Origin of the sequence: Paenibacillus sp. NPDC057967 (genome assembly GCF_042887015.1) — a bacterium.
Classification (GTDB): Bacteria; Bacillota; Bacilli; order Paenibacillales; family Paenibacillaceae; genus Pristimantibacillus.
The window spans coordinates 98,301-123,404 of sequence record NZ_JBHVQB010000002.1 but is presented as its reverse complement, the minus strand read 5'-3'; the positions used below and the strand labels follow the sequence as shown (position 1 = coordinate 123,404).

Here is a 25,104-nt window from a genome sequence, read left to right as displayed (position 1 = left end):
GGCATTAGCTCCTTACTTGATGTTTTCGTTAGCGTATTTTGTAACGTCTGTTCCGCCGGCTGCATTCCAAGCTTCTACGAACTTGTCGAACTCGGACAGGTTTTTCTTGCCGGTAATGAAGTCGGTCGCATATTCCTTGTACAGGTTGTTCATCGCATCCCAATTCGCAATGAATTGCTCCGGAATAATAAAGTTATTGTCTTCTGTATAGAAGTCAGATGCAGCCTGCAACGAGTTCGATCCTGGCTCGCCCAGCAATGGCGTCTTCAGCGGAGTTTCGGATTTCATCTCCAGCGGCTCCCAGAAGCGCGCGTACCACTCGCTGTAATATTTGTCGTTCAGCTCGATTTGCCCGTCAACCACCGTGTAGTGCTCGTTCTCAAAGCCGAGACGGTCCAGCATTTGGCCTTTCGGGCTGGCGAGGTAATCGAATACTTTGAACGCAACGTCCTTATGCTTCGACTGCGAAGAGATGGCCAGACCTCTGGATTCCTTCGTTACGTCAGTTGCACCGAAGCCTTGCGCTTCGCCTTTGGCTGGCGGCAATACAACCAGCTTCGCGCCGTCGCCGTTCAGCTCTGTCATTCTGCCGTCATACAGGTCGATGATTTTGCCCGCTGTGCCTGTAATCACTGCCGCATCGCCTTTGTAGAACGCGTCTTCCTTCGTATCCCATTGCTTCGTGATGAATTGCGGGTCCAGCAGACCTTCGTTGTACAGCTTGTTGTAGAACGCCAGCTTTTCTTTTTCGTTTTGCGATACTTTGGAATATTCGTATGTGCCGTCTTCCTTCTTCAGCCAAGTGGTATCCAGACCGAATGCGGAGTTGAAGATGAAGTTTATCTCGGCGATATCGCCAGCAGCGGTCAGCGCATAGCCAGGCTTGTCGCCGCCAGGCTTCTTCTCTACAAGCTCCTTGAAGAAGGCATAGTAATTGTCGACTGTCGGATTCTCGAGCAGCGCCTTGGAGCTGTCCATCGCGTTCAGCCAATCCGCGCGCACGACCGGCGTCTTCGACGCAAGCGGCTTGATCCACATCAGGTACGGATAGCTCGCCATTCTTGTTGCGTTATGCGGCTCGATGATGTCTTTGACATACTTGGAATTTTCGATATATGGCGTCAGGTCCTCCAGCAGCCCTTGCTCGGAGATTTGCTGATCACCGCCTTGGAAGTAGATAACATCAGGGATTGTGCCGCCGAGCAGGAGCAGATTCAGGTTTTCGGCATAGCTGCCTTGCGCCAGGTCGACCAGCTCGAACTTCACGTTCAGCCCTTCGTCCTCCTTAAGCGCTTTCTCTAGCGTCTCGAAAAACTTGACCGACACCGGGATAGCTGTTCCTTCATCTTTGTATACGATCTTCAGCGTTACGGGATCGGCGCTAGGATTCGGTGAAGCGGTTCCGGGTTCATTCGACGGTTGGTTGCTGCCAGGCGAGTTCGAGTTGGAGCTGCAAGCGGCTATAACCGTAACCAGCATTGCGATGATGAGTACCAGGCTTACTTTTTTCATGGTTGATTCTCCCCTTTAATAAATTGGCACTTCCATTCCTGCTTTCGCAGAGTCTTCCCGAGCTACTAATCCTTCACCCCTCCTTCAAGCGCTCCTTTCGCGTAATACTTCAGAATAAACGGATATAGGATCAGCAGCGGCACAATCGCAATCATTATCGTACCGGCTTGCAGGGAAGCAAAATCAAAGGCAACGGAGCTGTCGAACAGATTGTTCTGGTTGCCGATAATGGACGTATTGTCCTTCCGGACAACGAACTGCCTCAGCACCACCTGCAGCGGCCACTTGCTTGGCTCGGAGATGTAGATGGTAGCTCTGAAATATTCGTTCCAGCGGAATACGCCGTAGAACAGACCCATCGTCGCAAGTCCCGGCTTGGATAACGGCAGCAAGATTCTGGTGTACATGCGGAAGTGACCCGCTCCGTCGATTCGTGCCGCCTCCATGATCTCCTCCGGAATGTCCTGGAAGAACCGCATGAGGATGAACAGGTAGTACACGTTCACGGCTTTGTACAGGATAAGCGCCGTTAGTTTGTTCATCAGCCCAAGGTCTTTCACCAGCAAGTATTCTGGAATAAGACCCGGCTCGAATACCATGATGACAATCAGGAAGAGCAGCACGAACTTCTTCCCGATAAAGTTCGTTCTGGCCAGCACATAGGCCGCCATCGACGTCAGGATCAGGTTAAGCAAGGTGCCGACGCCCGTAATCCAGACCGAATTGACGATACTTCCCGTAATGAGCGGGTTGGACAGGAGCAGCTCGTAGTTCATGAGCGAGAAGCCCTTCGGTATAATGTCGAGGCCGCTCATCAGATGGGCTCTTCCAGGTGCGGTCAAAGACAGCGCCAGCAGGTTCAGGATCGGAACCAGCACGGCGAGCGTGGACAGAAACAGAATGACGTAGATGATAATTTTCGATAGTTCCAGTCGTCTCATTGCATAGTCCCTCCTTTACCAGACGCCTTTGCCCGAGATGCGTTTTGAGATAAAATGTGTGCCGAGAATAAGTACGATACCGATAACGCCTTTGAACAAGCTGGCCGCCGTCGCATAAGCGAACTGGCCATTGCCGATACCGATCCGGTAGACGTACGTATCCAGAATATCGACGACGCTGATGACGGAATCGTTCATGAAGTTGAACACTTGGTCAAAGCCCGCATTCATGAAGAAGCCCAGGTTCAAAATGAAGACGGTTACAATTGTGCTGTATAGATGCGGGAGCGTAATGAATGTCATCTGCTGGAGCCTGGTCGCTCCGTCGATCTTCGCCGCTTCATACAGCCCCGGGCTGATCTTCATGATCGCCGCGAGATAGATAATGGAGTCCCAGCCGGCACTTCTCCAAATTTCCGATACGACGAATACCCAGCGAATATGGTCTTTGCTTGTCATATAGTCGACGGACGGAAGACCGAAGAAATTGCCGATCAGGTTCACGCCGCCTTCGGACGGATTCAGCAGGCTGATCCAGATGCCCGCGATAACGACCCACGACAGAAAGTGAGGCAGATACACGACGGACTGGACATACTTCCGATACTTCGAGCTTCGCACCTCGTTAATCAAGAGCGACAGCGCAATTGGAATCGGGAAGACGAAGATGATTTTCATCAAGCTGATAATGATGGTGTTCTGCATCACCGATGCGAAGGCGGGAGAGCTGAACAGGACGTTAAAGTGCTTCCAGCCGACCCAGACATGATCGCCAAGGATGCGGTAATCCTGGAATGCCAGCTTCATGCCGTACAGCGGTATGAGATGAAATATGACAAAATAAAGCATGGGCAAAGCGAGCATGGCATACAGCACCCAATCCTGCCGCATGCGTCTTAGAGCTTTCATGTCTATCCCTCCTCTACGGTGTCGATGGCAAGCATCATAAGAGGCGCATGCTGCTGGGCGCCGTATACGTCACGATCGCCGACTGTGCCGGATGAGATGTCCCGGGAGATGGTGATCTTAAAGCCAAGCGCCTGATCGAAAAAGACCAGGTGGTGAATCTGCTCCTCCGTAATACCGTACAGCTCGCAGACGGTTTCTTTCGTAATGCGCCCGGATGCCTTGACCATTCGGTAGTTCTCTTCGGAATCGAACAATACGTCTAATGTGAGCTCGAAGGGGCCGGAGTTTTTACTCCTCAGCACCTTCGCAAGCTGGCCGAGTTGGGTCATGTTCTATTCACTCCTAAAAAATTTTGCAACGGCAAAATTTACTTCGTAAGCATAATCCTTAATCTCAAATCCGCTCGATGCGGAAGCTTTCCTTGGTCATCTCCATCAGGTGGTACACCGAAAACTCGTACACCGGGCCAAATTCGATATCGCTAGGCGCGAATGGAAAGGCCAGATTGCCTGCCGTCGACTTCCGTCCTTCGTAGCCGTAATGCAGGAAGGTGGACCGGACAGTGGCGCATAAGCTGCTTGCCAGCTCCTGCGTCTTCGCGACTACTTCGAACATGACGCCAACTTCATGGCCGCGGAAGCGCTCGGACTCTTTGTCCCCCAGCACGCCATTCATGCCGTAATTATAGAAATGAATGCTGTAATCGGATTCAGGAATGTCATTGTAATAGTCCTGCGCGCCTTGCTTCACCAGCGCCTCTACTTCCTCCAGCTTGCCGATCAGAATCGGATCGCGGATGCCGGCGACGACGAAGGTGCGATAAGCAACCAGCCTGGCGCCTTCCAGCTTGATCCTGTAGGTCTCAGCCGGGATGTACCGGCTGCCCGTTACTCGTACGACGCCTTCCTCCTGCTCCTCGAACCGGCAATGCTCCAGATCCAGCGTGAAGCCCGGTCCATGAAGGATGTAGGGATGCTCTTTCTCGTAAAAGGTATGAGCCGCTACGCTCGTCGGGCTGCACTTCCGCGCCGGATTCAGCGACTGTACCAGGAACGCATCATCGGTAATCGTGCCGAGAATGCTGTCCTTAGTCGTGCCAGGCTCTGCGCATAACGCGCCGCATTCCAGGATTTTGCCCAAGTGATAGGAAAGCCCCGGGTCCTTCCCGTGATAGATGCCGATCGCCGCGAACGGCGAAGGATCATAAGCGCGGCCGCATACGATAATGTCCGCTCCTTGGCGCAGCGCTTCCACGATGGGCTCATGGCCCATCTGGGCGACGATGCTGTTCGTCTCACGAATGGCCGCTTCATCGAGCGGAGGAATGTTGGGGCTTAGCGCGTGAATGCGCCCCTCGCGGGTCGCTTGCAACACTTCCTCCTGCGTAAAATCCGCCCAGATGACAGCGATTGCCGCTTGCAAGCCCCTCTCCTGCAAAATTTCCTGTATAATGTCCAGCGTCCAGTTCACATGCTTCTCCGCGCCCGAACCTCCGGCCGATCCGATAATAATCGGGATGCCCCGGGGTACGCCGCTGGCAATCATGATATCCAGGTCTTTCTTCGCCGCGCGCTTGCTTACAATAGATACACCGGCTCCCAGCTTATGAGGACCTGCGTCTGTCGATCCCGCATCGACGACGATGCCGTGAATCTCCTGTTCCATGCCTCTTAAAAAGGATTGCTCCGGGAATCCGTATCCCAGCATGCCGCATGGCGATAAAATCCGAATGTCTGTGTTCATGTGCAATCCCTCTTTTATGCTTCGTATTCATTCATGCAATATTTGGATAATTGGGTGATCCAATTAAATGAAGAGAGGGCCGTATTTCCCCCTACTCAAGCATGAACGTAGTTTTTCTGAATATTCTCCTTAACCTTGCCCAGATGATGAAGCAGAGCGAGCTTGGCTTTGACGGGGTCTCTTTCCTTGATCGCCTGAACGATCAGCAGATGCTCCTCGTATACCTCGCTCTTGCGACCCGGAATCTTCGCTGTCTTGCTTAACGTTCTTTGCAGCAAATCCATGTGCAGTTCGATCATATTGACCAATACGACGTTATGGGTCGCCTTGGCGATGGACAAGTGGAACGCCTGATCCGGCTTGGAGCGGTCTTCGCTCTCCTGATCGATCTGGCCCCACTTCTCGAAAGCCGCCTCGATCTCCTCGATATCCTCCGCTGTAGCGCGTTTCGCTGCCAGCTCGACAATTCCCGTCTCGAACAATTCCCTTGCTTCTAGCAGCTCCATAATGGTCGCCCGTTCGATATTGTCCATAATCCGGTTCTTATCTTCCGCAACGTCGAGCGCCTTGCTGAGGAACCTTCCTCCGCCTGGCTTGGCGTCGATCAAGCCTTCCCGCTCCAGAATGCGGAATGCCTCGCGCAGCGTCCCCCGGCTGATGCCGAAAGCCTGAGCCAGTTCCCGCTCCGTCGGCAGCACGTCGCCCGGAGCCAGGTTTCCTTCCAGAATGAGATTTTTGATCTGCTCGATAACATCCTCGTACACCCTATGGTATTTAATCCGTTTAATGGTCATATGAATTCCCTCTCACTTCGTAATGCGCCTTGCGGTGATTGGTCCATAATTGGATCACCCAATTAACCGCAACCCTAGAATAAACGCTCCTTACCTGTCCTGTCAAGTTAAAATGTAGCGCTTTCATTTCATGTTGACAGAAGATATTCGCCATATTAGTATAGTAATCGGACAATTGGGTGACCCAATTATGCCACAATGCCAACTGGAGGGATGTTCATGTATCGCAGCAAGAAGAAGCTCGCGGCTACGCTATTGGCAGCCGTCATGACGTTCACCGTTGTCGGCCAGGTTAACCCTGCGCAAGCCGCAGGACAGACCGGCCGTACGACGGAAGTCGTCACGTTCGCCTCGGATGCGCTGACCCGCGACCGTATGCCCGGCAACGATGAACTGACTTACAAGCTCTATCTTCCGAAAGGCTATGATGAAAACCGCAAGGAAGGATATCCCGTCCTCTATCTGCTTCATGGCAGCTGGGGAGACGAAAAGGGCTGGGACGATTTCTGGGGCACGCTTGATGACATGATTGAAAGCGGTTCCATCGATCCGGTCATTGCCGTAGCTCCCGCTTCCGGCAACAGCTATTGGGTCGATTCCGACAAGTTCGGCGCATATGAATCAGCTGTCACGAAGGATCTGATCGCCAAGATCGACAACGAGCATAACACGATTGCGGAACGCAGCGGACGGTTTCTCATGGGCTACTCTATGGGCGGTTATGGCGCGCTGCGTTATGGGATGGCCTACCCCGACCTGTTCGGAGCCGTAACGCTGCTCAGTCCGGCTATTCAGAAGAATGAGCCTCCTGTAACTTCCGGCGCTGTGGAGCGCGGTTCGTTCGGCGATCCGTATGACCCGTCGCTCTGGACAGCCAACAATTATCCAACAGCGATCGAAAGCTATGTGAAGCAGCCTCATCGTGTGCCTGTCTATATTTTCGCCGGGGATGATGATTGGAACCATCTGAGCGAGAAGGAAGACCTGCCTGCGGATGCCTATAAATACAACATGGAGGTGCAAGCCGCCCTGCTATACCAGGAGCTGCACCGGAAGAATCTGTTCGGACTGCCATTCGAGAAATGGGAAGACGTGCCGGGCAGCCCTGCCGAGCTTCGCATTATCGATGGCGGCCATGATACGGACCTGTGGCTGACCGGCTTCCGGGACGGCCTCCGTTATATGATGGGCAAGCCCGAGAGCGCTGAACTTAGTCCTTCCTACAAAGCGGAAGCCTACGCGCCTATGCGCCAAGGCACCGTTACAACCGAGACGGCAAGGCTGGATAGCCTAGCCGGCAACGCAGACGGCACGATTGGGACCGAGCTAAGCTACCGGCTCTACTTGCCGAATGGCTATAACGAAGATGCGATAACCCGCTATCCGGTCATGTACCTGCTGCATGGCAGCGGCGGAACGGAGACAAGCTGGGATAAGTTCTGGCCGATTCTCGATTCGATGATTGAAGCCAAGAAGATCCCGCCCGTCATTGCGGTAGCGCCTGTCACAGGCAACAGCTACTGGGTCGATTCGGGCAAGTTCGGAGATGTCGAGTCTGCTGTTATAGAGGATCTTATCCCTCTCATCGACGACAACTACCCTACCCTTGCATCCCGCGAAGGACGCGGGCTGGTCGGTTTCTCCATGGGCGGATACGGCGCGCTTCGCTATTCTCTCGTCTATCCGGAGCTGTTCGGCGGCGCTGCCTTGCTGAGCCCGGCGATTCAAGACGGCGAAGCTCCTGCGACGTCGGGTGCTGTGGAACGCGGTTCCTTCGGCGAACCGTTCGATCCGGTGCGCTGGGCGGAGCTGAATTACCCGCAAGCGTTGAAGGCCTACGCGTCGAAAAAGCTGCCTGTGCCAATGTACATTATCGCAGGCGATGACGATTGGAACCATCTCAGCGAACAAGAGGATTTGCCGAGGGATGCCAACCGCTACAACATGGAAGTGCAAGCCGTGTCGCTGTATCAGCAGCTTCACCGGTCGAATGTGTTCGGCTATCCATTTGAGAAATGGGAGGATGTCCCCGGCAGCCCGGCTGAGCTGCGCATCGTGAACGGAGGCCACTCCATGAACGTATGGGCGGACGGCTTCGAGCAAGGCCTGTCGTATCTGTTCAAGAATGGCCTGCAAGCTGGAGCGGCGGGCTTCAAGGATATTGAGAAGCATTGGGCCAAAGCCGATATTGAAGCACTTGCAGCCAAAGCGATTGTGAATGGCCGCGGAGAGGGCCGCTTCGCACCGGAAGCTAACGTCACGCGTGCTGAATTTGCGGCACTGCTCGTCCGGGCACTTAATCTAACCACGGATGCGGCGAATGCCGACTCGTTCTTCGATGTACCTAAGGATGCCTGGTATGCGCAAGCGATCGCTACACCTATGAAGGCAGGAATCGCGCAGGGCAACGGCGACGGCAAGTTCTGGCCGGATAAATCAATTACCCGCGAAGAGATGGCCGTATTCACCATGCGTGCGCTTGAAGCAATCGGCTCTACACCTGAGTCCGGCTCAGCTGCTAGCTTCCAGGATGAGGCGCAAATTAGCGCCTGGGCGCTGGCCGCCGTTAAGCAAACGACGGAGCTTGGGCTGCTTCAAGGCTACCCGGACGGAGCTTTCGGTCCCGGCATTCAAGCGACAAGAGCGCATGCCGCCGTTATTCTGAACCGTCTGCTTGGGATGGTAAAGTAATCCCTTTGCCATAATCCGCACCAAAAAAAGAAAGCCCCTCGTTTCCGTCCCAATTGCGCGACGTCATACGAGCGGGCTTTCTTTTTGGAATAACCATTATGCGATCTGCTAATCTCTTCTTCTCACCGCACGAATACGAATTACGCCGTAGGCGGCGAAGCCAACCATGCCTAGAGGAATCACGGCATATTGTCATAGGAGTGAACAGACAAGCATTAACGCCAGCACCAGTTTCCTCTCCATCCTCTATCACCTCTTGCCTAACAGACGCAACAATGGAAGGAAAAGGTTGTGTATGGCACTCACGTCTGGCCAGCTTTCATCAGATTTTTCTAACAGGCAGCCGCAATATGGTTTTCCTCGTTGAAGGAGCGCTCCTCCGCGGATCGGACAAATAGATTTCATGATGCAGCCCGTTACCGGTCAGTCCATGCTCGCTCATATAGGTATCCATGCGCTTCAGCGTTGCCGGTTCCTCGCTGTAAGGCCCGATATGCATGATTTGCACGCAATCTCCTTCATGAATAGGAAGGTAGGCCACAGACTGAATCAGCCCAGCCAACACAGGCTTCTTCTTGGCGGCTGCAAGTCTCGCGCTTGTTACCTTCTCGGCTGTAACAAAGTCTGGCATGCGAATCATAATCCGCCAGCGCCATTCCTCGCGCGGGACAGTCAGCGGATCATGGGCATCCGAATCGACCCACCACAGCCCCTCCAGCTTGGCTACCGTAAAATCGGCTTGCTCGCTCTTGCAAAGGCCTTTGACGCCATAAGCAACCGTGTAGAGCGCTTCGGTCGACTCCCGGAATCGTTCGCCATTGGGATCTCCCTGCCCTTCTAATGCCACATAATTCAGCTCCGGAAAATGGACAAGCCTCGGCTCAAGCGATGCCGTGTAATAGAGCTTGTCTCTTTTGGCCAAATCCAGCTTCTCTCCATTCATCATGTCGATCCATCACCCCTCTGTATCAGATGTAGCTACTATACAACAGCTTCCCTGACAAGATGGCTGTCAGGGAAGCTGTCGGGCTGGCAGATCCATTTACGATTCATGATGCTGAACCAACTCTTTGGCAAGTTTGATTAGTGCGTTCTTCAAAGAAAGAGGCTGTACAACCTCTACCCCCTTGCCGAACGAGAGAAGCATATGGGGCATATAACCCAGCATCGCTTCCTCCGCCATCAGCAGGCTTGCCACTCCTTCTCCCCGTTCAATCTCAGCGCTATGCTTCAAATACCACTGATTGCAAATCGCGCTCAACATTTCATTGTTCGCCTTTACGATAACCTGGACCTTCTCGCCAGCATGTTGTTCGGATACAGCCAGATAGTTCGCCAAATATGCCTTCGCTGAAAAGGATGCCGGGCGCATAAAGCCGCTCCCGGCAGGTGACACCCCACTGATGCGATCCCCTCTGAACACCCGGATCGACTCCCGGCTATGGCAATAAGCAATGACGTACCATCGGCCATGCCGATACAACAGGCCATAAGGGTCGATTTGCCGTGGGCTCGGCGGCAATCCATCTGCTTTTGCATAACCAATCGACAGCGTTTTGCCATCAATAATAGCTTGATCCAGCTCATCCAGCACACGCTGTAAGCCGTCTGCCTTGTCTGGCTCATCCACTTCAATACCGGCAGTGCTCCGCTCCAGCTCCTCCAGCTGCGAATCATTCAGGCGATGTCTAATTTTATCGAGTGATCGCATGAGTGAATCCGAATAAGGATAGTGAGCCTGCTGCGCCAGCAAGACACCATGCGCCATCGCCTTCAGTTCGTTGGTATCAAAGAATAGCGGCATGCTGGCAAAGCTGCTTGGCAGACTATAGCCCCCGCCATGCCCTGCTTCAGCAACAACAGGGACACCGCTCATGCTGAGCGCGTCAATATACCGGTATACGGTTCGAACGCTTACTTCCAATTCCTCAGCGATCTGCTCCGCTGTAAGCCGACTCCTGGAGCTAAGGAGCCATAAGACGGATAGCAAATAATCCAGCTTAACCATAATAGAAGGGGCTTTCTCGTGAAATTGTCAGAATGGATCGAGTCATAACATCCGTCCTTTACCCGGGAATAAGGAAAGTATAGCATGCCGCTCGGCTTAGCTTAAGCGATGCCGTGTTACAACTCCGCCAAGTCGGTGACTGCGCCTTTGCTCGCCGAAGATACAAGCCGCGCATACTTCGCCAGCGCGCCGGACGTGCGTTTCAGCGGCGGCTGCACCCATGTTTTCCTGCGCCGATTCAGCTCTTCATCCGTTACGTCGAAGTCAATCCGCTGTGTCTCGCTGTCTATTGTAATCCTGTCCCCGGTGCGCAATAGCGCAATCGGCCCGCCAACCTGCGCTTCCGGCGCGACATGCCCGATGACAAATCCATGGGAGCCGCCGGAGAATCGGCCGTCGGTCAAGAGGGCCACCTCGCCGCTCAAGCCTTTGCCGACAATCAACGCCGTTACCGACAGCATCTCCGGCATGCCCGGTCCGCCCTTCGGTCCGCAATAGCGGATGACCAGCACATCGCCGCGCTGAATTTCATCTCGTACAATCGCTTCTGTAGCGGCTTCCTCGCTGTCATACACTTTGGCAGGTCCGGTGAAGCGCAGCTTCTTCATCCCCGACATCTTCGCAATCGCTCCATCTGGCGCAAGGTTGCCGCGAAGAACAACCAACGGCCCGTTTGGTTTGAGCGGGTCATGGAACGGACGGATGATGTTCTGGCCCTCATGGAGCGGCTCGCTAGCCGCCAGATTTTCCGCTAATGACCGGCCTGTTACCGTCATGCAGTCGCCATGCAGCAGTCCCTGCTCCAGCAGCAGCTTCATCACACCCGTCACGCCGCCTGCATCGTTCAAATCCTGCATGACATATTGACCGCTTGGCTTCAAGTCCGCCAGATGCGGAACCTTCACCCGAATGCGCTCAAAATCGTCATACGTCAGCTCCACGCCCGCAGAATGGGCGATGGCGATCAGATGAAGGAACGCATTCGTAGAACCCCCAAGCGCCATGACGACGGTAATCGCGTTTTCGAATGCTTTTTTGGTCATAATGTCTCGCGGATAGATGCCCTGCTCCAGCAGAGAGATGACTGCTGCTCCCGCTTCCTCGCATTCCTCCGCTTTGCGTGCCGCGATGGCTGGCGTCGAGGCAGAGCCGGGAAGGCTCATGCCCATCGCTTCGGCTGCAGCAGCCATTGTGTTGGCGGTATACATGCCGCCGCATGCGCCCGGCCCAGGACAAACGCTGCATTCCACTTTGTGAAGCTCCTTCTCTGTCATTTTGCCGTCATGGTATTGTCCGACCGCTTCAAAGGCGCTTACGATATCGACCGGTTTCCCATCCAGCTTGCCCGGCTGTATCGTCCCGCCGTAGACATAGACCGATGGCACGTTCAGTCGCCCAATCGCCATGAGACAAGCCGGTGTATTCTTGTCGCAGCCGCCAATTGCCACTAGTCCGTCGAACCGTTCGGCACCAGTGACAATTTCGATGGAATCGGCAATCGCCTCGCGGCTCGGAAGCGAATAGGTCATGCCTTCATGCCCCATCGAAATGCCGTCCGATACGGTAATCGTATTGAAGATTAGCGGTGCGCCTCCATGCCGGGCAAGCCCAGCCTTTGCCCGAACAGCTAACTCGTTAATATGCATATTGCAAGGGGTAACCTCGCTCCATGTACTCGCTACGCCGATCATGGGCTTCTTGAAATCCTCATCCTTAAACCCGACAGCACGCAGCATCGCTCTGTTCGGCATCCGATTGACGCCTTCGCTAATAACCTTGCTCCGAATTCTCAGATCCTTTTTGCCTGTCATATCCATCACTCCTCCGTATTTAATCGCCAGCATTCTTGTAATATGCAATATATCGCATATGGATGCAGAATTCAATGTTAATTTCTATGGGGTGCTCTGATGTGTAGTTTTGACAAAGAAAAATAGTGCTAATCGATGGAATCGATAAACGTGGAGTGGGAATATCCCGGAAAATGATCATAACAAGACGGCTCTCCGATTATCGGAGAGCCGTCTTGCCTCATATAACAAATATCCGGTTAAATCTACTGGCGCCACGCTCCCAGCTGTCTTCGAATTAATACGATCTGACCGCTATGATATGCGTCATGCAGCAGCCATATGGACAACTCCTGGCCCATTGTCGTGGAAGCGAATGGCTTCTCCAGATCCTCATCGGTCAGCGCTGCGATCGTCTCCCGCAACCCTTCCGCAAGCTCGTGTGTTCTGGCTACCACAGCCTGCCAGCCCGCCTCGTCATCTGGCTGGCCTGTAGAGCCAAATGTAGCTTTATTGGTAACCCGAGGGCCCAAAGGTTCGTCTCTGAGCCGATATAATAGATCCTCGTTGTAATAATTAATATGGAGCAGCGTCTGCCATATGGAATTACCGCCTCCCTCAGGTTCCCAAGCCGCAACCTTCGCCGTCAGTCCTTCCAGTGCAACAGCCAGCGGTACAATCCATTCCTCTTTGTTCCACGCTTGCTCTCTCTGCAGCAGCAATAACTCGACTTTGCTCAACCCCATCTGCTTGTCAGCTCCTCTCAAAATTGTAACTAGCTAATCGCGAATTCGAACGTTACAATGAGAAGGTATCATATGTGAATTACGAATGCAACTATCTAATTCGATTTAGATGGTTACATCTTTTGAATAAGTTGGAGGTCATCAAGTATGGACGAATTATGGACCGATTTCGCCAATAGTTTATGGCATGACTGGAGGGGCGACGGTCATTCGGAGGACCGGCTGCTGAAGCCGGAATGGCAAACGGCCCTCCTGGAAAGCTGGGAGCTTCACGCTCCAGTGCCCATTCCGGCAGAGGATATGGTGACGATTCAGCGATTCAGAGATCGATTACGGCAATTCGCCATCCAATTATCCAGGGACACGACCGTGACTCATGAGATGATCAGTGCGGTGAATGAAAAACTGAAGCAAAGCGCAGCTACCCGCGAAATGAGACAAGACGATGAGACCATTCGAATGGTCTGGCTGCCGCAAGAGCATACATGGAAGAGCTTACTGTCCGAAGTGGCTGCCAGCTTCGCGCAGACGTTGGCTGACGGACAAGGCAATCGAATCCGGATATGCGAGAACAGCAACTGCAATTGGGTGTTTCTGGACGACACGCGCAACCGCTCCAAGCGATTTTGTGATGACAAGATGTGCGGCAATCTCATGAAGGTGAGGCGATTCCGGGAACGGAAAAAGTCAGAGTCTAAGTAATGCTGTATATTGGCATCAAGCGTAAATAGACGCTCACTCATAGACTAAATCAAAATCCATCATGCTATTAAATGAGGTGAATACTCATGCATCCTACCGAGCAATTAGCAGAAGCGCTTAAGCAAGCGGAGCGTATTGCCGTCCTGACCGGCGCCGGCATCAGCACAGCAAGCGGCATACCAGACTTCCGATCCCGCGGCGGACTATATGACCAAGAGCTGGATGTCGAGGCGATTCTGTCGGAGACCTACTATCATCGGCATCCCAAATCCTTTTGGACACACTTTAAAACAATCTTCCACTTCCATGCGATTAAGCAGTATGAGCCTAATCTCGGCCATCTGTTTCTGCGCGAACTGGAGCAAGCGGGCAAAGAAGTGACCATCATCACTCAAAACGTCGACGGCCTGCACAGCAAAGCAGGCAGCCGCCGCATCCTCGATGTGCACGGCTCCATCCATACCGCTCATTGTCCGAAATGCCGCACAGTCTACGGTCTGGAGCATCTGGTCAGCGAGGAGATTCCGCGCTGCGGCAAGGACGGTTTTATTTTAAAACCGGATGTCGTGTTGTTCGAGGGAATGGTAAAGCATCTGGAGGAAGCCTTCGAAGAAGCCTCCAAAGCCGATCTGTTCCTTGCGATCGGAACGTCGTTAAAGGTTTATCCCGTTAAGGAATTGCCTCGCTACAGCAAGGGCCGCCGAGCCCTTCTGAACCGTGAAGCGACTGAGCTGGACGGCTTGTTCGATATCGTTGTCCATGGGGACATCGTGGAGACGTTCCGCGCTGTTCAGGCATCTTGGTAATGCAAATATCGACTTTCAAGCCGCACAATGAAGCCCTTGCAGCAGCCAATCACATTGGCCGCCGCAGGGGCTTTGCTTATGCAATCTCATCCGAACGGCCCGTTAAAGTTCAGTCTCAAGAACGAGGTGAATATATCGTGTGCCTCATATACTGTTTATATCATATACAATTCCAAAAGAGGTGAACACACTTGATCAAAAATGCGATTGATGTAAAAGGTTTAGTTAAATCATTCGGCAAGACGGTGATTCTGAAAGGCGTTAATCTCACCGTGCCCGCTGGCACCATCTTCGCCTTGCTCGGACCTAACGGTGCAGGCAAAACAACGCTCATTCATATTCTATCCACCTTGACCAAGCTGGACGAAGGCAGCGTAAAAGTGGCGGGGTACGATGTCGAGTTCGAGCAAAAGGAGGTCAAGCGCTCCATCAGCTTAACGGGACAATTCGCTGCTGTAGATGAGTTGCTGACTGGCGCGGAAAACCTGCGCATGATGTGCAGGCTATCCGGCTTATCGACCTCTGAAGCCAATGCCAGAACCAATGAGCTTCTGAAGCAATTCGATCTGGAAGACGCCGCTTCCAAGCGAGCGAAAGCCTATTCCGGCGGTATGCGCCGGCGGATTGATCTGGCGATCAGCCTCGTTACACATCGTCCGGTGATTTTCCTTGATGAACCTACGACCGGTCTGGATACCATTAGCCGACGCACGCTCTGGGAGATGATTCTCGGCCTCAAACAGCAGGGCGTCACCGTATTTCTGACGACGCAGTACTTAGAGGAAGCCGATGAACTGGCTGACGAAATCGCGGTCATTCACGGAGGACGTATCGTGGCATCCGGAACAGCAGATGAACTGAAGTCGCGGGTAGGCGGAGAGGTCATCGAATTGCGCAATGGCCAAGATGAGCTAATCGGCTCCTATCCGACTACCGGAGGGCTTGCCGATGTCAAACAGGCGCTGAACAGCGCCGCACAGGCTTTCAATCCCGATACCAAAATCTCGATTCGGAAGCCAAGCATGGATGATGTCTTCCTTGCCTTGACCGCAACCAAAACCGAAACGAAGGAGGTCTCTATCTCATGAATACGGCCCAATCTGTGCAAAAATCACCAACGATCATCACAACCAATCTTGTCTTTATCGGGAGAAGCCTTCGCCATAGCCTGCGCAACGTGGAGTCTCTACTGATGGCGATTATACTCCCTGTGTTTCTTATGCTGCTGTTCACCTATGTATTCGGAGGAGCGATTGATACGACGGGGCACTATGTCACCTATGTCGTTCCCGGCATTATCCTGTTATGCGCCGGATACGGATCATCCAGCACCGCCGTCGATGTAGCGACAGATATGACGAACGGCATCATCGACCGCTTCCGGACGATGCCGATTCGGGCTGTCAGTGTCGTGACCGGGCATGTCTTCGCGAGCGTCGTCCGCAATATGCTGGCGACATGCATCGTGGTCGGTGTCGCCCTCCTGCTCGGCTTCCAGCCTGTGGCGGGCTTAAGCGACTGGCTGATCGCGCTTGGGCTGATCACCTTGTTCATCTTGACCTATACGTGGCTGTTCGCAGCGATTGGCCTCGTCACGGGAAGCCCCGCAGCCGCCAGCGGATACGGCTTTGTACTCCTGTTCCTTCCTTACCTGTCAAGCGCATTTGTCCCGACCGATACGATGCCATCTTGGCTGCAGGGCTTTGCGAACCACCAGCCCATTACGCCGGTCATTGAGGCGCTTCGAGCGTTGCTCATTGGCGGACCCATCGGGAATAACGGGTGGCTCGCGTTGCTCTGGTGTGCAGGCATCCTGCTCCTTTCCCTCATCTGGTGCGCCATCGCCTTCCGCATGAGATCAGGCCGCCGCTAAGCACAATTCCGATCTTGCCAGTCCATTATAAAGAGCCGTCTGCCACTACCGGTTCATGATTGAATTGGTGCGGCGTGCGGCCCTTTTTTGCGTATGTATTTTTATTCAATTGACTCTAACGAGATATCCCTCTTGTCAGCTTTTACTGCCAAACCCGCCTTACTCCTTCAGCCTTTCACTTCGAGCCGTTTTTCCTTGCGCAGCTTGACGAAATGAAACCCTACGATCACGAGTGCAACCATAAATATAACGACATTAAAAATATATATCGGTGTAATATCCGGATATTTTGAAATGATTTGAGTTAATGCACTGAGCATCAGACAAACTCCGATCATGATGTTTATGACTCGTCCAGCAATCATCGTTTTCCCGCCTTCCCTAGCTATTTATAATCAGAAATCAACCGTATCCGATTGACAGACAACCCGCTCTCAACCAAACTAGTATATATAAAATTTACCATATCAAGAGAGATGCGAATAGAGGGAGAATGCAAACGTGAATAAAGACTTGAATATCTATACACCCGAGCTTGATCCATGGATTCAAAATGGCGTGAAGCACGCTCTAATTGATGTCGATAATACACTTGTGAAAGCCAACATCGCCGAGCTATACCTGCGCATGCGCAAGAACAGCTTCAAACGATCTTGGTCGTGGCGGCTATGGCTGACAGGCTTCGCCGCATTCTGGGCGCCCATCTACCTGCTTCTGGATGCGATGAACCGGGAATGGTTCCAGCGGGCATTTTACCGGCGGTTCCGTGTTTTCTCCCCGGAGCAGATCGACCAAGCTTCGGAACAGCTTGTCCAAGAGAAATGCCGCACGCGGCTTATTTCCTACACACATCAGCTCATTCCTTATTTGCAGAAAAACAACATTACTGTCCTTCTTCTGTCCACCAATATCGAACCCGTTGTGAAACGAATGGCGCAGCGTTATGGGGTGGAATACCTATGTCTGCCTCTCTTGCAGAACGGGACAGCCGCACAGGTAGGACTGGATGAACTCCGCGATTTCAAAAAGAATCACGCCGAACGTTACCCCTCCGAATCCCTGCTTGCCGTCGCAGACTCCAAGCATGATCTGCCTGTGCTTCAGCATGCGGCATACTCTATTGTCATAGAAAATCGCCCACTCTCCTGGATGAAAAAAATCAGAGGCACATACATCCGTGTACCCGGCACCCTGGTTCATCACGAGCAAGACCATGCAGACAACCGCACGCATGCCAAAAATGTTCCATCCTAAAACCACTTACTCCTTCCATATTAAAAAAACAGCGATTCGCCCCTGCACGAATCGCTGCTTTTTGCTTCTATTCACTCAGTGTCTTCTTTATCTCAATATACTGCTCGATGCCGTCAAGTATACGCTCCAGTCCGAATGCAAGATCGTCGCCGACCGGATTATCAGCTTCTTCTGTATAGGCGCCCGCCATCACAACCGGATACAGATGAGGATAGTCCTCCTCCTTGACGAGCGCCTTCAGACCAGCTGTGTAGATCGATCCGCTGAACGCGTCCAGACTGTAGCCTTCCTTAATCACAACATCCTTATCCCGCTCGATGAGGCCGCATGCCCTGGCGTAGCTGTTCAGCAGGAGCACAAAGGACATTTTCTCATAATCACTGAGCGGGAAGTCTCGCATCATGCGCAGCGTCCAGTCGATCAGCTTCAGCGTGTTAGGCGTCAACGGCACATTGCGAATCGTAATATCGCTATACCAGGGATGTTCCCGGAATATGCCCACACAAGCTCTGACATACTCACGCATCTCTTCGCGCCAATCCCGATCGGCGCTCTCTTCCGGCACAGGAATATCGCATACGGCGTCCTGCATAAGAAGCAGAAGGTCGTTTTTGCTGGTGACGTATCGGTATAAGGACATCGTCGTAAACCCAAGCGACTTTGCAATCTTACCCATGGATAAGGCCGTGAGGCCTTCGCGATCCGCAATCTCGATCGCAGCCCGGACAATCTGGGGAATGCTAAGCTCACCCTTCGGCCCCCTGCTCGGTTTCTTCACAATGCCCCAACTCAGGGTCACGCCGCCCGGCAAGTTTTTGAACACTTCATCATTAGGATCTATTGAATTGCCGTCAGACATAGCATTGCTCCTCCATCCAAATCAGACCGTACGCCCTATTCACAACCGCTTGCCGCTAATCGTGTATGTCGCAAACAGTATACCATAGGCCGCACGCCAGAAGGAATCGGCGGCAATCTAACGCTGAATCATATAGTACGTGCCGAGCGAACCAATCCGAACATTGGATAGATCGGTAATAGCAGCCTGATCGAAAGCCGTGATCAAGGAATCCTTCAATTCATTATCCGACAACGTTTCCGTCATACGAACTACGATGAGGTCATCGTCTCCGCTCTTTAACAGTTCAGCTACTTTGCTCGTAAATTTATTCGGGGAATCAACCTCCAGACCGTTCACCACGTAATAATCCATTGAATTATCCCTTGATTCGAATTGATCCAGCTCATGGTCCAGCCAGTATCCTTCGTCCAGATAGAAATTCAAAGCCAAGGCCGTGTCGTCGCTGGAGCCATAGAGCAAATACGGAATACCTGAATTCGTCGCGTTGTTGGTCGCATCCACATGAACCCATAAGCCGCCGATCTTCGCCTTATTCCAGGCATGCGGCACGCCGTTCATATCGCCGGTGACGACAACAGACTCCAAGCCGGCCAGATCGCTCAGCATCTTGTACGTAGAGGCATAGGAGGCGCATACGCCTACTTTTTTCACCATAATGCCATAGGTTGTAAATGAATCGTTGAACTTCGGATCAACCGTCTTGAATCCATTTTTCTCCGCATCCTCTAGCGCGGCATCGTCATAGACGGTAGTGTCATTCAAATATTCGTATAAAGCCAAATGCTTCTCTTCCTCCGACATGCCCTCCTTGAAGATCGCCGTGACAAGCTGGGCTGCTTCTGCAACGATCTCCTGCTGCTTGCGGGCAATCGTCTCACGCTCATCCTCATAACCAATAAACAGTGTAAGCGACTTATAGTCGTAGGCATATTGCTTAACGCCCAGAATCATCGGATTCTGATAGATGACCTTTTCGAGCACATCGGTTAAGGTATCAAAGTTTTGCGCCTCCGGGAACGCCTTCAGCGACAGCTTGTCCTGTCCGTCAATCAAACCAAGAGCCAAGTATTCTTCCAGAGCCGAATCGGCATTAACCGGAACATCCGCCACTACGGCAGGCACTGTGACCGCCTGGGCATTCCCTTCCTCGACGGTCTTGTCCGTATTTTCCTTCTGGGCCGTAACAACCGAAGCCTCGTCATCCGCAGAAGGCGTGTCTGTAATAATTGTCGGAACCGTCGGATCCGGCACGTGATCGGTCGTATTGCTCGGAGGCACATAGCCGTTCGCTTCCTTCTCCGTTCTCTCGGACAAGGCGCCTAATTCTTCCTTCGTAATCGAATTCACAATGATGAATCCGACGAAGGCCGTACCGTCGATCGTATGTTTGATAACTGCCGATCCATCGCTTTTAATGACGGCATCCTCTGTCCAATAATTCATTCGCCGCGGCGCGATCGATCCGTCGATATACATCACATCAACCGTCTCCGGCAAGTCCTTGACCGTCGCATAGCTTTGATAGACGATACTTTCAGTCATCTTTGTCGGCAGACGTTTGGATAATGGAATGGTATTTACCGGCTTGCTGAAACCCGACTCCTTGTCGCCCGCAACTGCGGTAACATAATATTCTCCTTCGACCATCCGGTTCTGAGCCGTAATAAAAAAGTTGATTTCGTCCAGCGCCTCGGTCATCAGCAACCCGCCGTCGCCATCTTGCATAAAGTCGTTGAACTGTGTCTCAGTCACCTCAGCAACCACTCTTGGACTAAACCCTACATAACCTTCCTCTGCGCTGCTCTGCGGCAGATTGGCTTGGGCCAACAGCACCGGCTTCGAGCGCTGATAGACACGGTAGCTCTCTGCACCCTCCACCTCATTCCAGGACAGCATGAGGCGGCCTGTTGAATCAATGTCATATTGAAGAGTCGGGACAGGCAAATCCGATTTTACCGTAAATGGAATAATGATTGGCTTCTCCAGCTTCGTCGCTGTTGTCGCATCCATATCATAGTTGATACGAATATAGTAGATAGGAGCTCCGCCCCATACCGAAGTGCCGCTCTGTTTCATCGTATCTGTCGGCAAGATGGCCGAGAAAGGTTTGACGGATACACTCGTTACGCCATCCGACAATTCCTCAATCGTCATTTGTTCCTTCACATTATCCCAGACCGAAGCCATGATCTCGCTCTCCGGAAGAGCCTTCTGGTCCGTATGTACGGAGACCAATTCTTTCATGGAAAGACCTGCATCAGAAAGTTCAAAATTAAAATCAAAAATGAATTCCTTATCCTGCTCCACATTATAAATAGGCATAATTGCCTTGTCTTGTTCCGAGCCGTATTTCTTCTTTAAGTCCAGCACGGTAGCGTCGGAAGCAACCTGCACCTCAGCAGCTTTCGTACTCTCCGGCGCCATCGCCGACTCGCCGTTCTCGCTGGCTTTGCATGCCGTTAATAAAATACTTAATGCCAATAATAAATAGAATAATTTCCTCAATCGGTTAACCTCCTGTTGGTTGATAGACATTCAGCGATGTATCGTCTTGACCCTTGAGCTCATAGAATTTCGCTACATTCTCTAACAATTCTTCCGGCTCGCAAGCGAGCAATCGGAATGGAATATGTACTTGCCCGTCACTCAATCCCTTGTTAAAGAGAATCAGGAACTTTTTGAACCCGCCGTAGCGATTAATAATGAGGTTCCGATCATACGTATGAATGACGAGGAATACCCAGCCCTGCAGCTGAGCAATGCCGATATGCTCAATCTCCTCCCACTTGATCAGTCCCCCGGACATGTACGTGGAATGATCAAGAATCCCCTTCTCAGACAGAGTAAGTACCGGAGACGCAGCCAACAAAATCCTCAAGTTATGTATCGCAACACCTGCCAAGGCAATGGCCATAAGCCCGCCTACCAATCCCAGAACCATATTGCTATTGCCGAAAGCCAAACTAACCAAAAATATTCCGACTGCTGTCCCAGCAATACCGAAAATGGACATCCCGATCAGTCGACCGCGTTTTCTGTAAAAACTAACCTCACCCATGCTCAACTCTCCTTTATCTATGACCATATACCCATGAACGAGACTAGCATATATTTCCTATGAATTCAAAGGTTTTTTCGACAATTTTCGGGAATTAAGGGGGATTCACCCTCGAATGATAGAACAAAGGACGCACAAAAAAGCTCTGGGGGATTAGTTTAACTAATCTCCCAGAGCTTCTTAACCATTCATTCTACTTCGCAAAGCTATGATGCCCGATCGTCACAATAACGTCCAGACTGGACCAAAATTCGCCTTTGGACACCTTCGGATTGAAGAAGTAGACGGCATCCTCCACGTTGTTCTTGCCATTCAAGGCATCCTTGGCGGCACGAAGCACGCTTGCATTCGGCTTGCTCTTATCGAGCATTCCGTTATGCGCCGGAGGGAATTGCTTGCCGGAGTAGATTACGCCCTTCACCGTATTCGGAAAGCGCGCATCCTTCACCCGATTGAGGATGACATTGGCGACAGCCAGTTGTCCTTCGTACGACTCATTGCCAGCCTCGACCTGAGTAATCTTCGCCAGCAGCGTCAAGTCCTCTTCGGTGAACGCCTTTGCCTTGTGCTTCAGTACAGAGGGCATCACCACGCGCAGCTTCGTACCGGCCTTGATCTCATCCTTCGCATCCAGACCATTGCGCTCCAGCAGCTTCGCCTTGCTGTGTCCGGTTTCCTTGGCGATCTCAGCCACCCCGTAGTCCGCGGCGACAATAGCAGGCTCAACAGTCGTCAGCTCTGCTGTATCCGCCTCTGCATCCCACTTCACTGTGGCGTGAAGCAGCTCTGCTACATAGCGCAGTGGAATGTACAATTTGCCGTCAGCCAGGAATGGCGTCTCCTCCAGCTTGTAGCGTCCTTCATTGAAGTACACTGTTGGCACTTCGTTGCCGAGTACAATCGTATCGCCTAATAAAGTATGTATTGTTGCTTCTTCGTTCTTCTTATCCCATTTCACTTTCGCGCCGAACATCTCTGCCACTCGCGCAACGGGCAAGTAAATCCGTCCCTCTTGCTTGCGTACCGGTTCTTTTATGTCCACTGCTTCGCCATCAAGTTTGATTGTAATGCCCTTCGCAACCTGCGGTAGATCCGCCGCCGCGACCGAAAGCGGTCCGACGCAAAGCAGCAGCATCGCAATGAATACCATAAGCGTGCGCCTGCCCATCGGCATGCTTCTTCTGATCATAGTAACCTCCCGTTTCAATTGGAACCGTGCGGAACCTGTTATCCATGCTCTTCGCAGATTATATCACAGCTCTAAGCGCTTACAGGATTAACGTTTTCACAGAATTGGCCGTTTTTGCGTCCATTTTTCGAAAAAATAGACGACTTCTTGTCCCATTTCATGAGAAATAGTGCTCGTCAACGCGAATTAAACCTTCTTTTATAGCATTAACTTTTTCCACTAAAATAGTTCTTCATCAGCAAAACAGCATCCCCCCGTCTTGCCGACATCCCCGGATCACGCAGAAAAGAGCCGCTTGGCGGCTCTCTCTTCACCGTTCATATACGATCGCTACATGCTCTTCGCGTCTGGGTCCAACTGTCTGACCCTCTCCAAATAATCCGTCACCGCCGCATCCTCTTCCAGCGGATAGAGGAAGTCAAGCTCGCTTGCCACGTACTGGGCCGTCTCACGGAATAGCTCACCCATCAGGAACAGGGCTTCCCATACACTCTCGTACGTGCCTGCCGGATAGGTAGCCATTAGCTTTTTCCAGCTTTCCTCCGGAATGTAACGGTCCAGGAACTTGCCATTCTTGCCGACGCTTAACGTGAAGTCCGTCCGAATGCCCGCTTGCCACTCCAGCATTTTCAGCAGCATGGGCCGCATCAGATTGTTCAGATGATCCTGTGCATACAGCATTTCCTTCCGCCATAATCCTTTGGCCACATACGTTGCCACCCACCAGAACTCATTGAAGCAATCCGCGTAAAAGTCGGCAGAAGGCCGTGTCACCCAATAATCAACGTCCGTCGAAGGGGGCACATTGGGGAAGAGTCCATCCTTATCGAGCAGAACCTGCATCAGCTTGTCTTCCTTCACGTAATCGTCCTTCTCTTCAACTGGTATAAGCGTCATATCGATGCGGTTGCCGTCCTTGAACAACATTAAGTAGGAGAAGCGGTTGCCCAGATCCGGGGGAAACATTGCCATCGCCTCCGGCATCTGCATGATGATTCTCTCGCCGAACGCATCGACCCAAGCGTGCTGATCGATGTACGACTGCATATTGGTCACATGAAAGCTGATATCATAATCGCGAAATAAATCCTTAGGCACGTTAGGATTCGTCCTGGAGCCTTCCAGCGTGACAGCCCGCACCCGCTCATCCTTCTCAGCCATCCCTAGCACCAGGCTCATCATTTCCCTCTCGCTTCTCATCTCTTTGCCACTCCTTCTACTATTGTTCTCCCAATTGACCCTATTTCTATGCTACCATAAAGAATACTAGACAACGAAGGAGGCGCATGATGTCTCATCCCTATACAAGCTCTGAGGGAAGCTACTCCACCAGGCTGCATGCAGACTGTGAGCGCTGCTTTGGCTTATGCTGCACGGCGCTGCCGTTCGCTGCATCGGCGGACTTCGCCATCGACAAGCACGCGGGGCAGCCTTGCCCGAACCTGCAAACGGATCACCGCTGCGGCGTTCACCGCGATCTGCGAAAGCTAGGCTTCAAAGGCTGTACGGTGTACGATTGCTTCGGCGCAGGCCAGCATGTATCGCAGGTCACCTTCGAGGGCCGCGATTGGCGCGAGCATCCGGAGTCGGCGAAACTCATATTCGAGGTATTCCCCGCTATGTGGCAGCTGCATGAGCTGCTCTGGTATTTGAACGAAGCATTGACCCGACCGGAAGCAGCCGAGATTCACCCCGAGCTGCAGAGGGCACTTGACGATACAGAACGGCTTGTCTTGCTCGACGCGGAGTCGCTGCTGAAGGTGGACGTGCCGGGCTGGCGGGCGGAAGTGAACCAGCTTCTGCTTCGCTCCAGCGAGCTTGTCCGTCAGAATGAGCTGCGCCGGATGAAGGGATCATCCAGCCACCGGAAGACATACGGTCGCGGAGCCGACCTTATTGGCGCCAACTTGAAGGGCGTCGATCTGCGGGCAGCCAATCTGCGCGGTGCTTATCTGATTGCGGCTAACCTAAGAAATGCCGATCTGCGGGCGGCCGACCTCATTGGCGTAGACTTCCGGGACGCCGATCTGCGCGGCGCCGATCTGTCCGGCAGTCTCTACTTGTCTCAATCCCAGATGAACTCGGCGAAGGGCGACGCTTCCACTCGTATCCCGCCAACGTTAACGCGTCCGGCGCATTGGAGCTAGCATTAGCAGGCAGCGGAATCATTCCGCTGCCTGTCGCATTCTTGCAGCTTTTATTTAACTGCATGAACATCCCCGTCTC

At 52.5% G+C, this 25,104-nt stretch carries 23 protein-coding genes; 7 read left to right on the top strand and 16 right to left on the bottom strand.

The genetic code is table 11. The features are described 5' to 3' along the window. Positions 1–12: 12 nt before the first annotated feature. The 6 genes from ACFVSO_RS05005 to ACFVSO_RS04980 all read right to left on the bottom strand — a co-directional run bounded on the left by ACFVSO_RS05005 (position 13) and on the right by ACFVSO_RS04980 (position 5,899). Positions 13–1,512 (bottom strand): extracellular solute-binding protein, encoded by a 1,500-nt coding sequence (locus ACFVSO_RS05005; RefSeq protein WP_387470755.1) that lies wholly within the window; start codon positions 1,510–1,512, stop codon positions 13–15. A 65-nt stretch (positions 1,513–1,577) separates the two neighbouring features. Continuing rightward, positions 1,578–2,453 (bottom strand): carbohydrate ABC transporter permease, encoded by an 876-nt coding sequence (locus ACFVSO_RS05000; protein ID WP_387470753.1) that lies wholly within the window; start codon positions 2,451–2,453, stop codon positions 1,578–1,580. Positions 2,454–2,468: 15 nt separating this feature from the next. Further along, complete coding sequence (locus ACFVSO_RS04995; protein WP_387470751.1) at positions 2,469–3,362, bottom strand: ABC transporter permease; 894 nt, start codon at positions 3,360–3,362, stop codon at positions 2,469–2,471. Positions 3,363–3,364: 2 nt separating this feature from the next. Next, a complete protein-coding gene (locus ACFVSO_RS04990) occupies positions 3,365–3,691 on the bottom strand; it encodes a DUF4387 domain-containing protein (RefSeq protein WP_387470749.1) in 327 nt (108 codons plus the stop codon). A gap of 64 nt (positions 3,692–3,755) precedes the next feature. Continuing rightward, the gene (locus ACFVSO_RS04985) at positions 3,756–5,105 is read right to left on the bottom strand and encodes an acyclic terpene utilization AtuA family protein (protein WP_387470747.1); all 1,350 of its coding nucleotides are present in this window, start codon (positions 5,103–5,105) and stop codon (positions 3,756–3,758) included. Positions 5,106–5,200: 95 nt separating this feature from the next. Then, the gene (locus ACFVSO_RS04980; protein WP_387470745.1) at positions 5,201–5,899 is read right to left on the bottom strand and encodes a FadR/GntR family transcriptional regulator; all 699 of its coding nucleotides are present in this window, start codon (positions 5,897–5,899) and stop codon (positions 5,201–5,203) included. 219 nt (positions 5,900–6,118) lie between these two features. Here ACFVSO_RS04980 and ACFVSO_RS04975 point away from each other — a divergent pair, with 219 nt between their 5' ends. Next, the gene (locus ACFVSO_RS04975) at positions 6,119–8,590 is read left to right on the top strand and encodes an alpha/beta hydrolase-fold protein (RefSeq protein ID WP_387470743.1); all 2,472 of its coding nucleotides are present in this window, start codon (positions 6,119–6,121) and stop codon (positions 8,588–8,590) included. A 322-nt stretch (positions 8,591–8,912) separates the two neighbouring features. Here ACFVSO_RS04975 and ACFVSO_RS04970 read toward each other — a convergent pair whose 3' ends face one another. The 4 genes from ACFVSO_RS04970 to ACFVSO_RS04955 all read right to left on the bottom strand — a co-directional run bounded on the left by ACFVSO_RS04970 (position 8,913) and on the right by ACFVSO_RS04955 (position 13,134). Further along, positions 8,913–9,536 carry a GyrI-like domain-containing protein gene (locus ACFVSO_RS04970; protein ID WP_387470741.1) on the bottom strand — a complete coding sequence of 208 codons (624 nt, stop codon included), beginning with the start codon at positions 9,534–9,536 and terminating at the stop codon, positions 8,913–8,915. Between the two features lie 96 nt (positions 9,537–9,632). Then, positions 9,633–10,598: a helix-turn-helix transcriptional regulator gene (locus ACFVSO_RS04965; protein ID WP_387470739.1), complete on the bottom strand. Its 966-nt coding sequence runs from the start codon at positions 10,596–10,598 to the stop codon at positions 9,633–9,635. A 116-nt stretch (positions 10,599–10,714) separates the two neighbouring features. After that, positions 10,715–12,409, bottom strand: coding sequence for a dihydroxy-acid dehydratase (gene ilvD / locus ACFVSO_RS04960; RefSeq protein WP_387470737.1), 1,695 nt, complete (start codon positions 12,407–12,409; stop codon positions 10,715–10,717). 245 nt (positions 12,410–12,654) lie between these two features. Then, positions 12,655–13,134: a DinB family protein gene (locus tag ACFVSO_RS04955; RefSeq protein WP_387470735.1), complete on the bottom strand. Its 480-nt coding sequence runs from the start codon at positions 13,132–13,134 to the stop codon at positions 12,655–12,657. Between the two features lie 147 nt (positions 13,135–13,281). Between ACFVSO_RS04955 and ACFVSO_RS04950 the strand changes: the two genes are divergently transcribed. The 4 genes from ACFVSO_RS04950 to ACFVSO_RS04935 all read left to right on the top strand — a co-directional run bounded on the left by ACFVSO_RS04950 (position 13,282) and on the right by ACFVSO_RS04935 (position 16,515). Next, the gene (locus tag ACFVSO_RS04950) at positions 13,282–13,836 is read left to right on the top strand and encodes a CGNR zinc finger domain-containing protein (protein WP_387470733.1); all 555 of its coding nucleotides are present in this window, start codon (positions 13,282–13,284) and stop codon (positions 13,834–13,836) included. Positions 13,837–13,922: 86 nt separating this feature from the next. Beyond that, a complete protein-coding gene (locus ACFVSO_RS04945) occupies positions 13,923–14,642 on the top strand; it encodes an NAD-dependent protein deacylase (RefSeq protein ID WP_387470731.1) in 720 nt (239 codons plus the stop codon). A gap of 191 nt (positions 14,643–14,833) precedes the next feature. Further along, a complete protein-coding gene (locus ACFVSO_RS04940; protein WP_387470729.1) occupies positions 14,834–15,730 on the top strand; it encodes an ATP-binding cassette domain-containing protein in 897 nt (298 codons plus the stop codon). Next, on the top strand, positions 15,727–16,515 hold the full coding sequence (locus ACFVSO_RS04935; RefSeq protein ID WP_387470727.1) for an ABC transporter permease: 789 nt from the start codon (positions 15,727–15,729) through the stop codon (positions 16,513–16,515). The genes ACFVSO_RS04940 and ACFVSO_RS04935 overlap by 4 nt, the downstream gene beginning before the upstream one ends. Positions 16,516–16,682: 167 nt before the next feature. On the opposite strand, the gene ACFVSO_RS04930 is transcribed toward ACFVSO_RS04935, so the two are convergent. Continuing rightward, positions 16,683–16,880 carry a hypothetical protein gene (locus tag ACFVSO_RS04930; protein WP_387470725.1) on the bottom strand — a complete coding sequence of 66 codons (198 nt, stop codon included), beginning with the start codon at positions 16,878–16,880 and terminating at the stop codon, positions 16,683–16,685. Between the two features lie 136 nt (positions 16,881–17,016). Here ACFVSO_RS04930 and ACFVSO_RS04925 point away from each other — a divergent pair, with 136 nt between their 5' ends. After that, positions 17,017–17,769 (top strand): haloacid dehalogenase-like hydrolase, encoded by a 753-nt coding sequence (locus tag ACFVSO_RS04925; RefSeq protein ID WP_387470723.1) that lies wholly within the window; start codon positions 17,017–17,019, stop codon positions 17,767–17,769. 67 nt (positions 17,770–17,836) lie between these two features. Here ACFVSO_RS04925 and ACFVSO_RS04920 read toward each other — a convergent pair whose 3' ends face one another. From ACFVSO_RS04920 to ACFVSO_RS04900, 5 genes are all read right to left on the bottom strand, one after another. Then, positions 17,837–18,628 carry a TetR/AcrR family transcriptional regulator gene (locus ACFVSO_RS04920; protein WP_387470721.1) on the bottom strand — a complete coding sequence of 264 codons (792 nt, stop codon included), beginning with the start codon at positions 18,626–18,628 and terminating at the stop codon, positions 17,837–17,839. 117 nt (positions 18,629–18,745) lie between these two features. Further along, on the bottom strand, positions 18,746–21,136 hold the full coding sequence (locus ACFVSO_RS04915; protein ID WP_387470719.1) for a transglutaminase domain-containing protein: 2,391 nt from the start codon (positions 21,134–21,136) through the stop codon (positions 18,746–18,748). Positions 21,137–21,140: 4 nt separating this feature from the next. Beyond that, positions 21,141–21,689, bottom strand: coding sequence for an STM3941 family protein (locus tag ACFVSO_RS04910; RefSeq protein ID WP_387470717.1), 549 nt, complete (start codon positions 21,687–21,689; stop codon positions 21,141–21,143). A gap of 193 nt (positions 21,690–21,882) precedes the next feature. Continuing rightward, on the bottom strand, positions 21,883–22,878 hold the full coding sequence (locus tag ACFVSO_RS04905; RefSeq protein WP_387470715.1) for a cell wall hydrolase: 996 nt from the start codon (positions 22,876–22,878) through the stop codon (positions 21,883–21,885). A gap of 330 nt (positions 22,879–23,208) precedes the next feature. After that, on the bottom strand, positions 23,209–24,078 hold the full coding sequence (locus tag ACFVSO_RS04900; RefSeq protein ID WP_387470713.1) for an aminoglycoside 6-adenylyltransferase: 870 nt from the start codon (positions 24,076–24,078) through the stop codon (positions 23,209–23,211). Between the two features lie 86 nt (positions 24,079–24,164). On the opposite strand from ACFVSO_RS04900, the gene ACFVSO_RS04895 reads away from it, so the two are divergent. Beyond that, a complete protein-coding gene (locus ACFVSO_RS04895) occupies positions 24,165–25,025 on the top strand; it encodes a pentapeptide repeat-containing protein (protein WP_387470711.1) in 861 nt (286 codons plus the stop codon). The last annotated feature ends 79 nt before the right edge of the window (positions 25,026–25,104 follow it).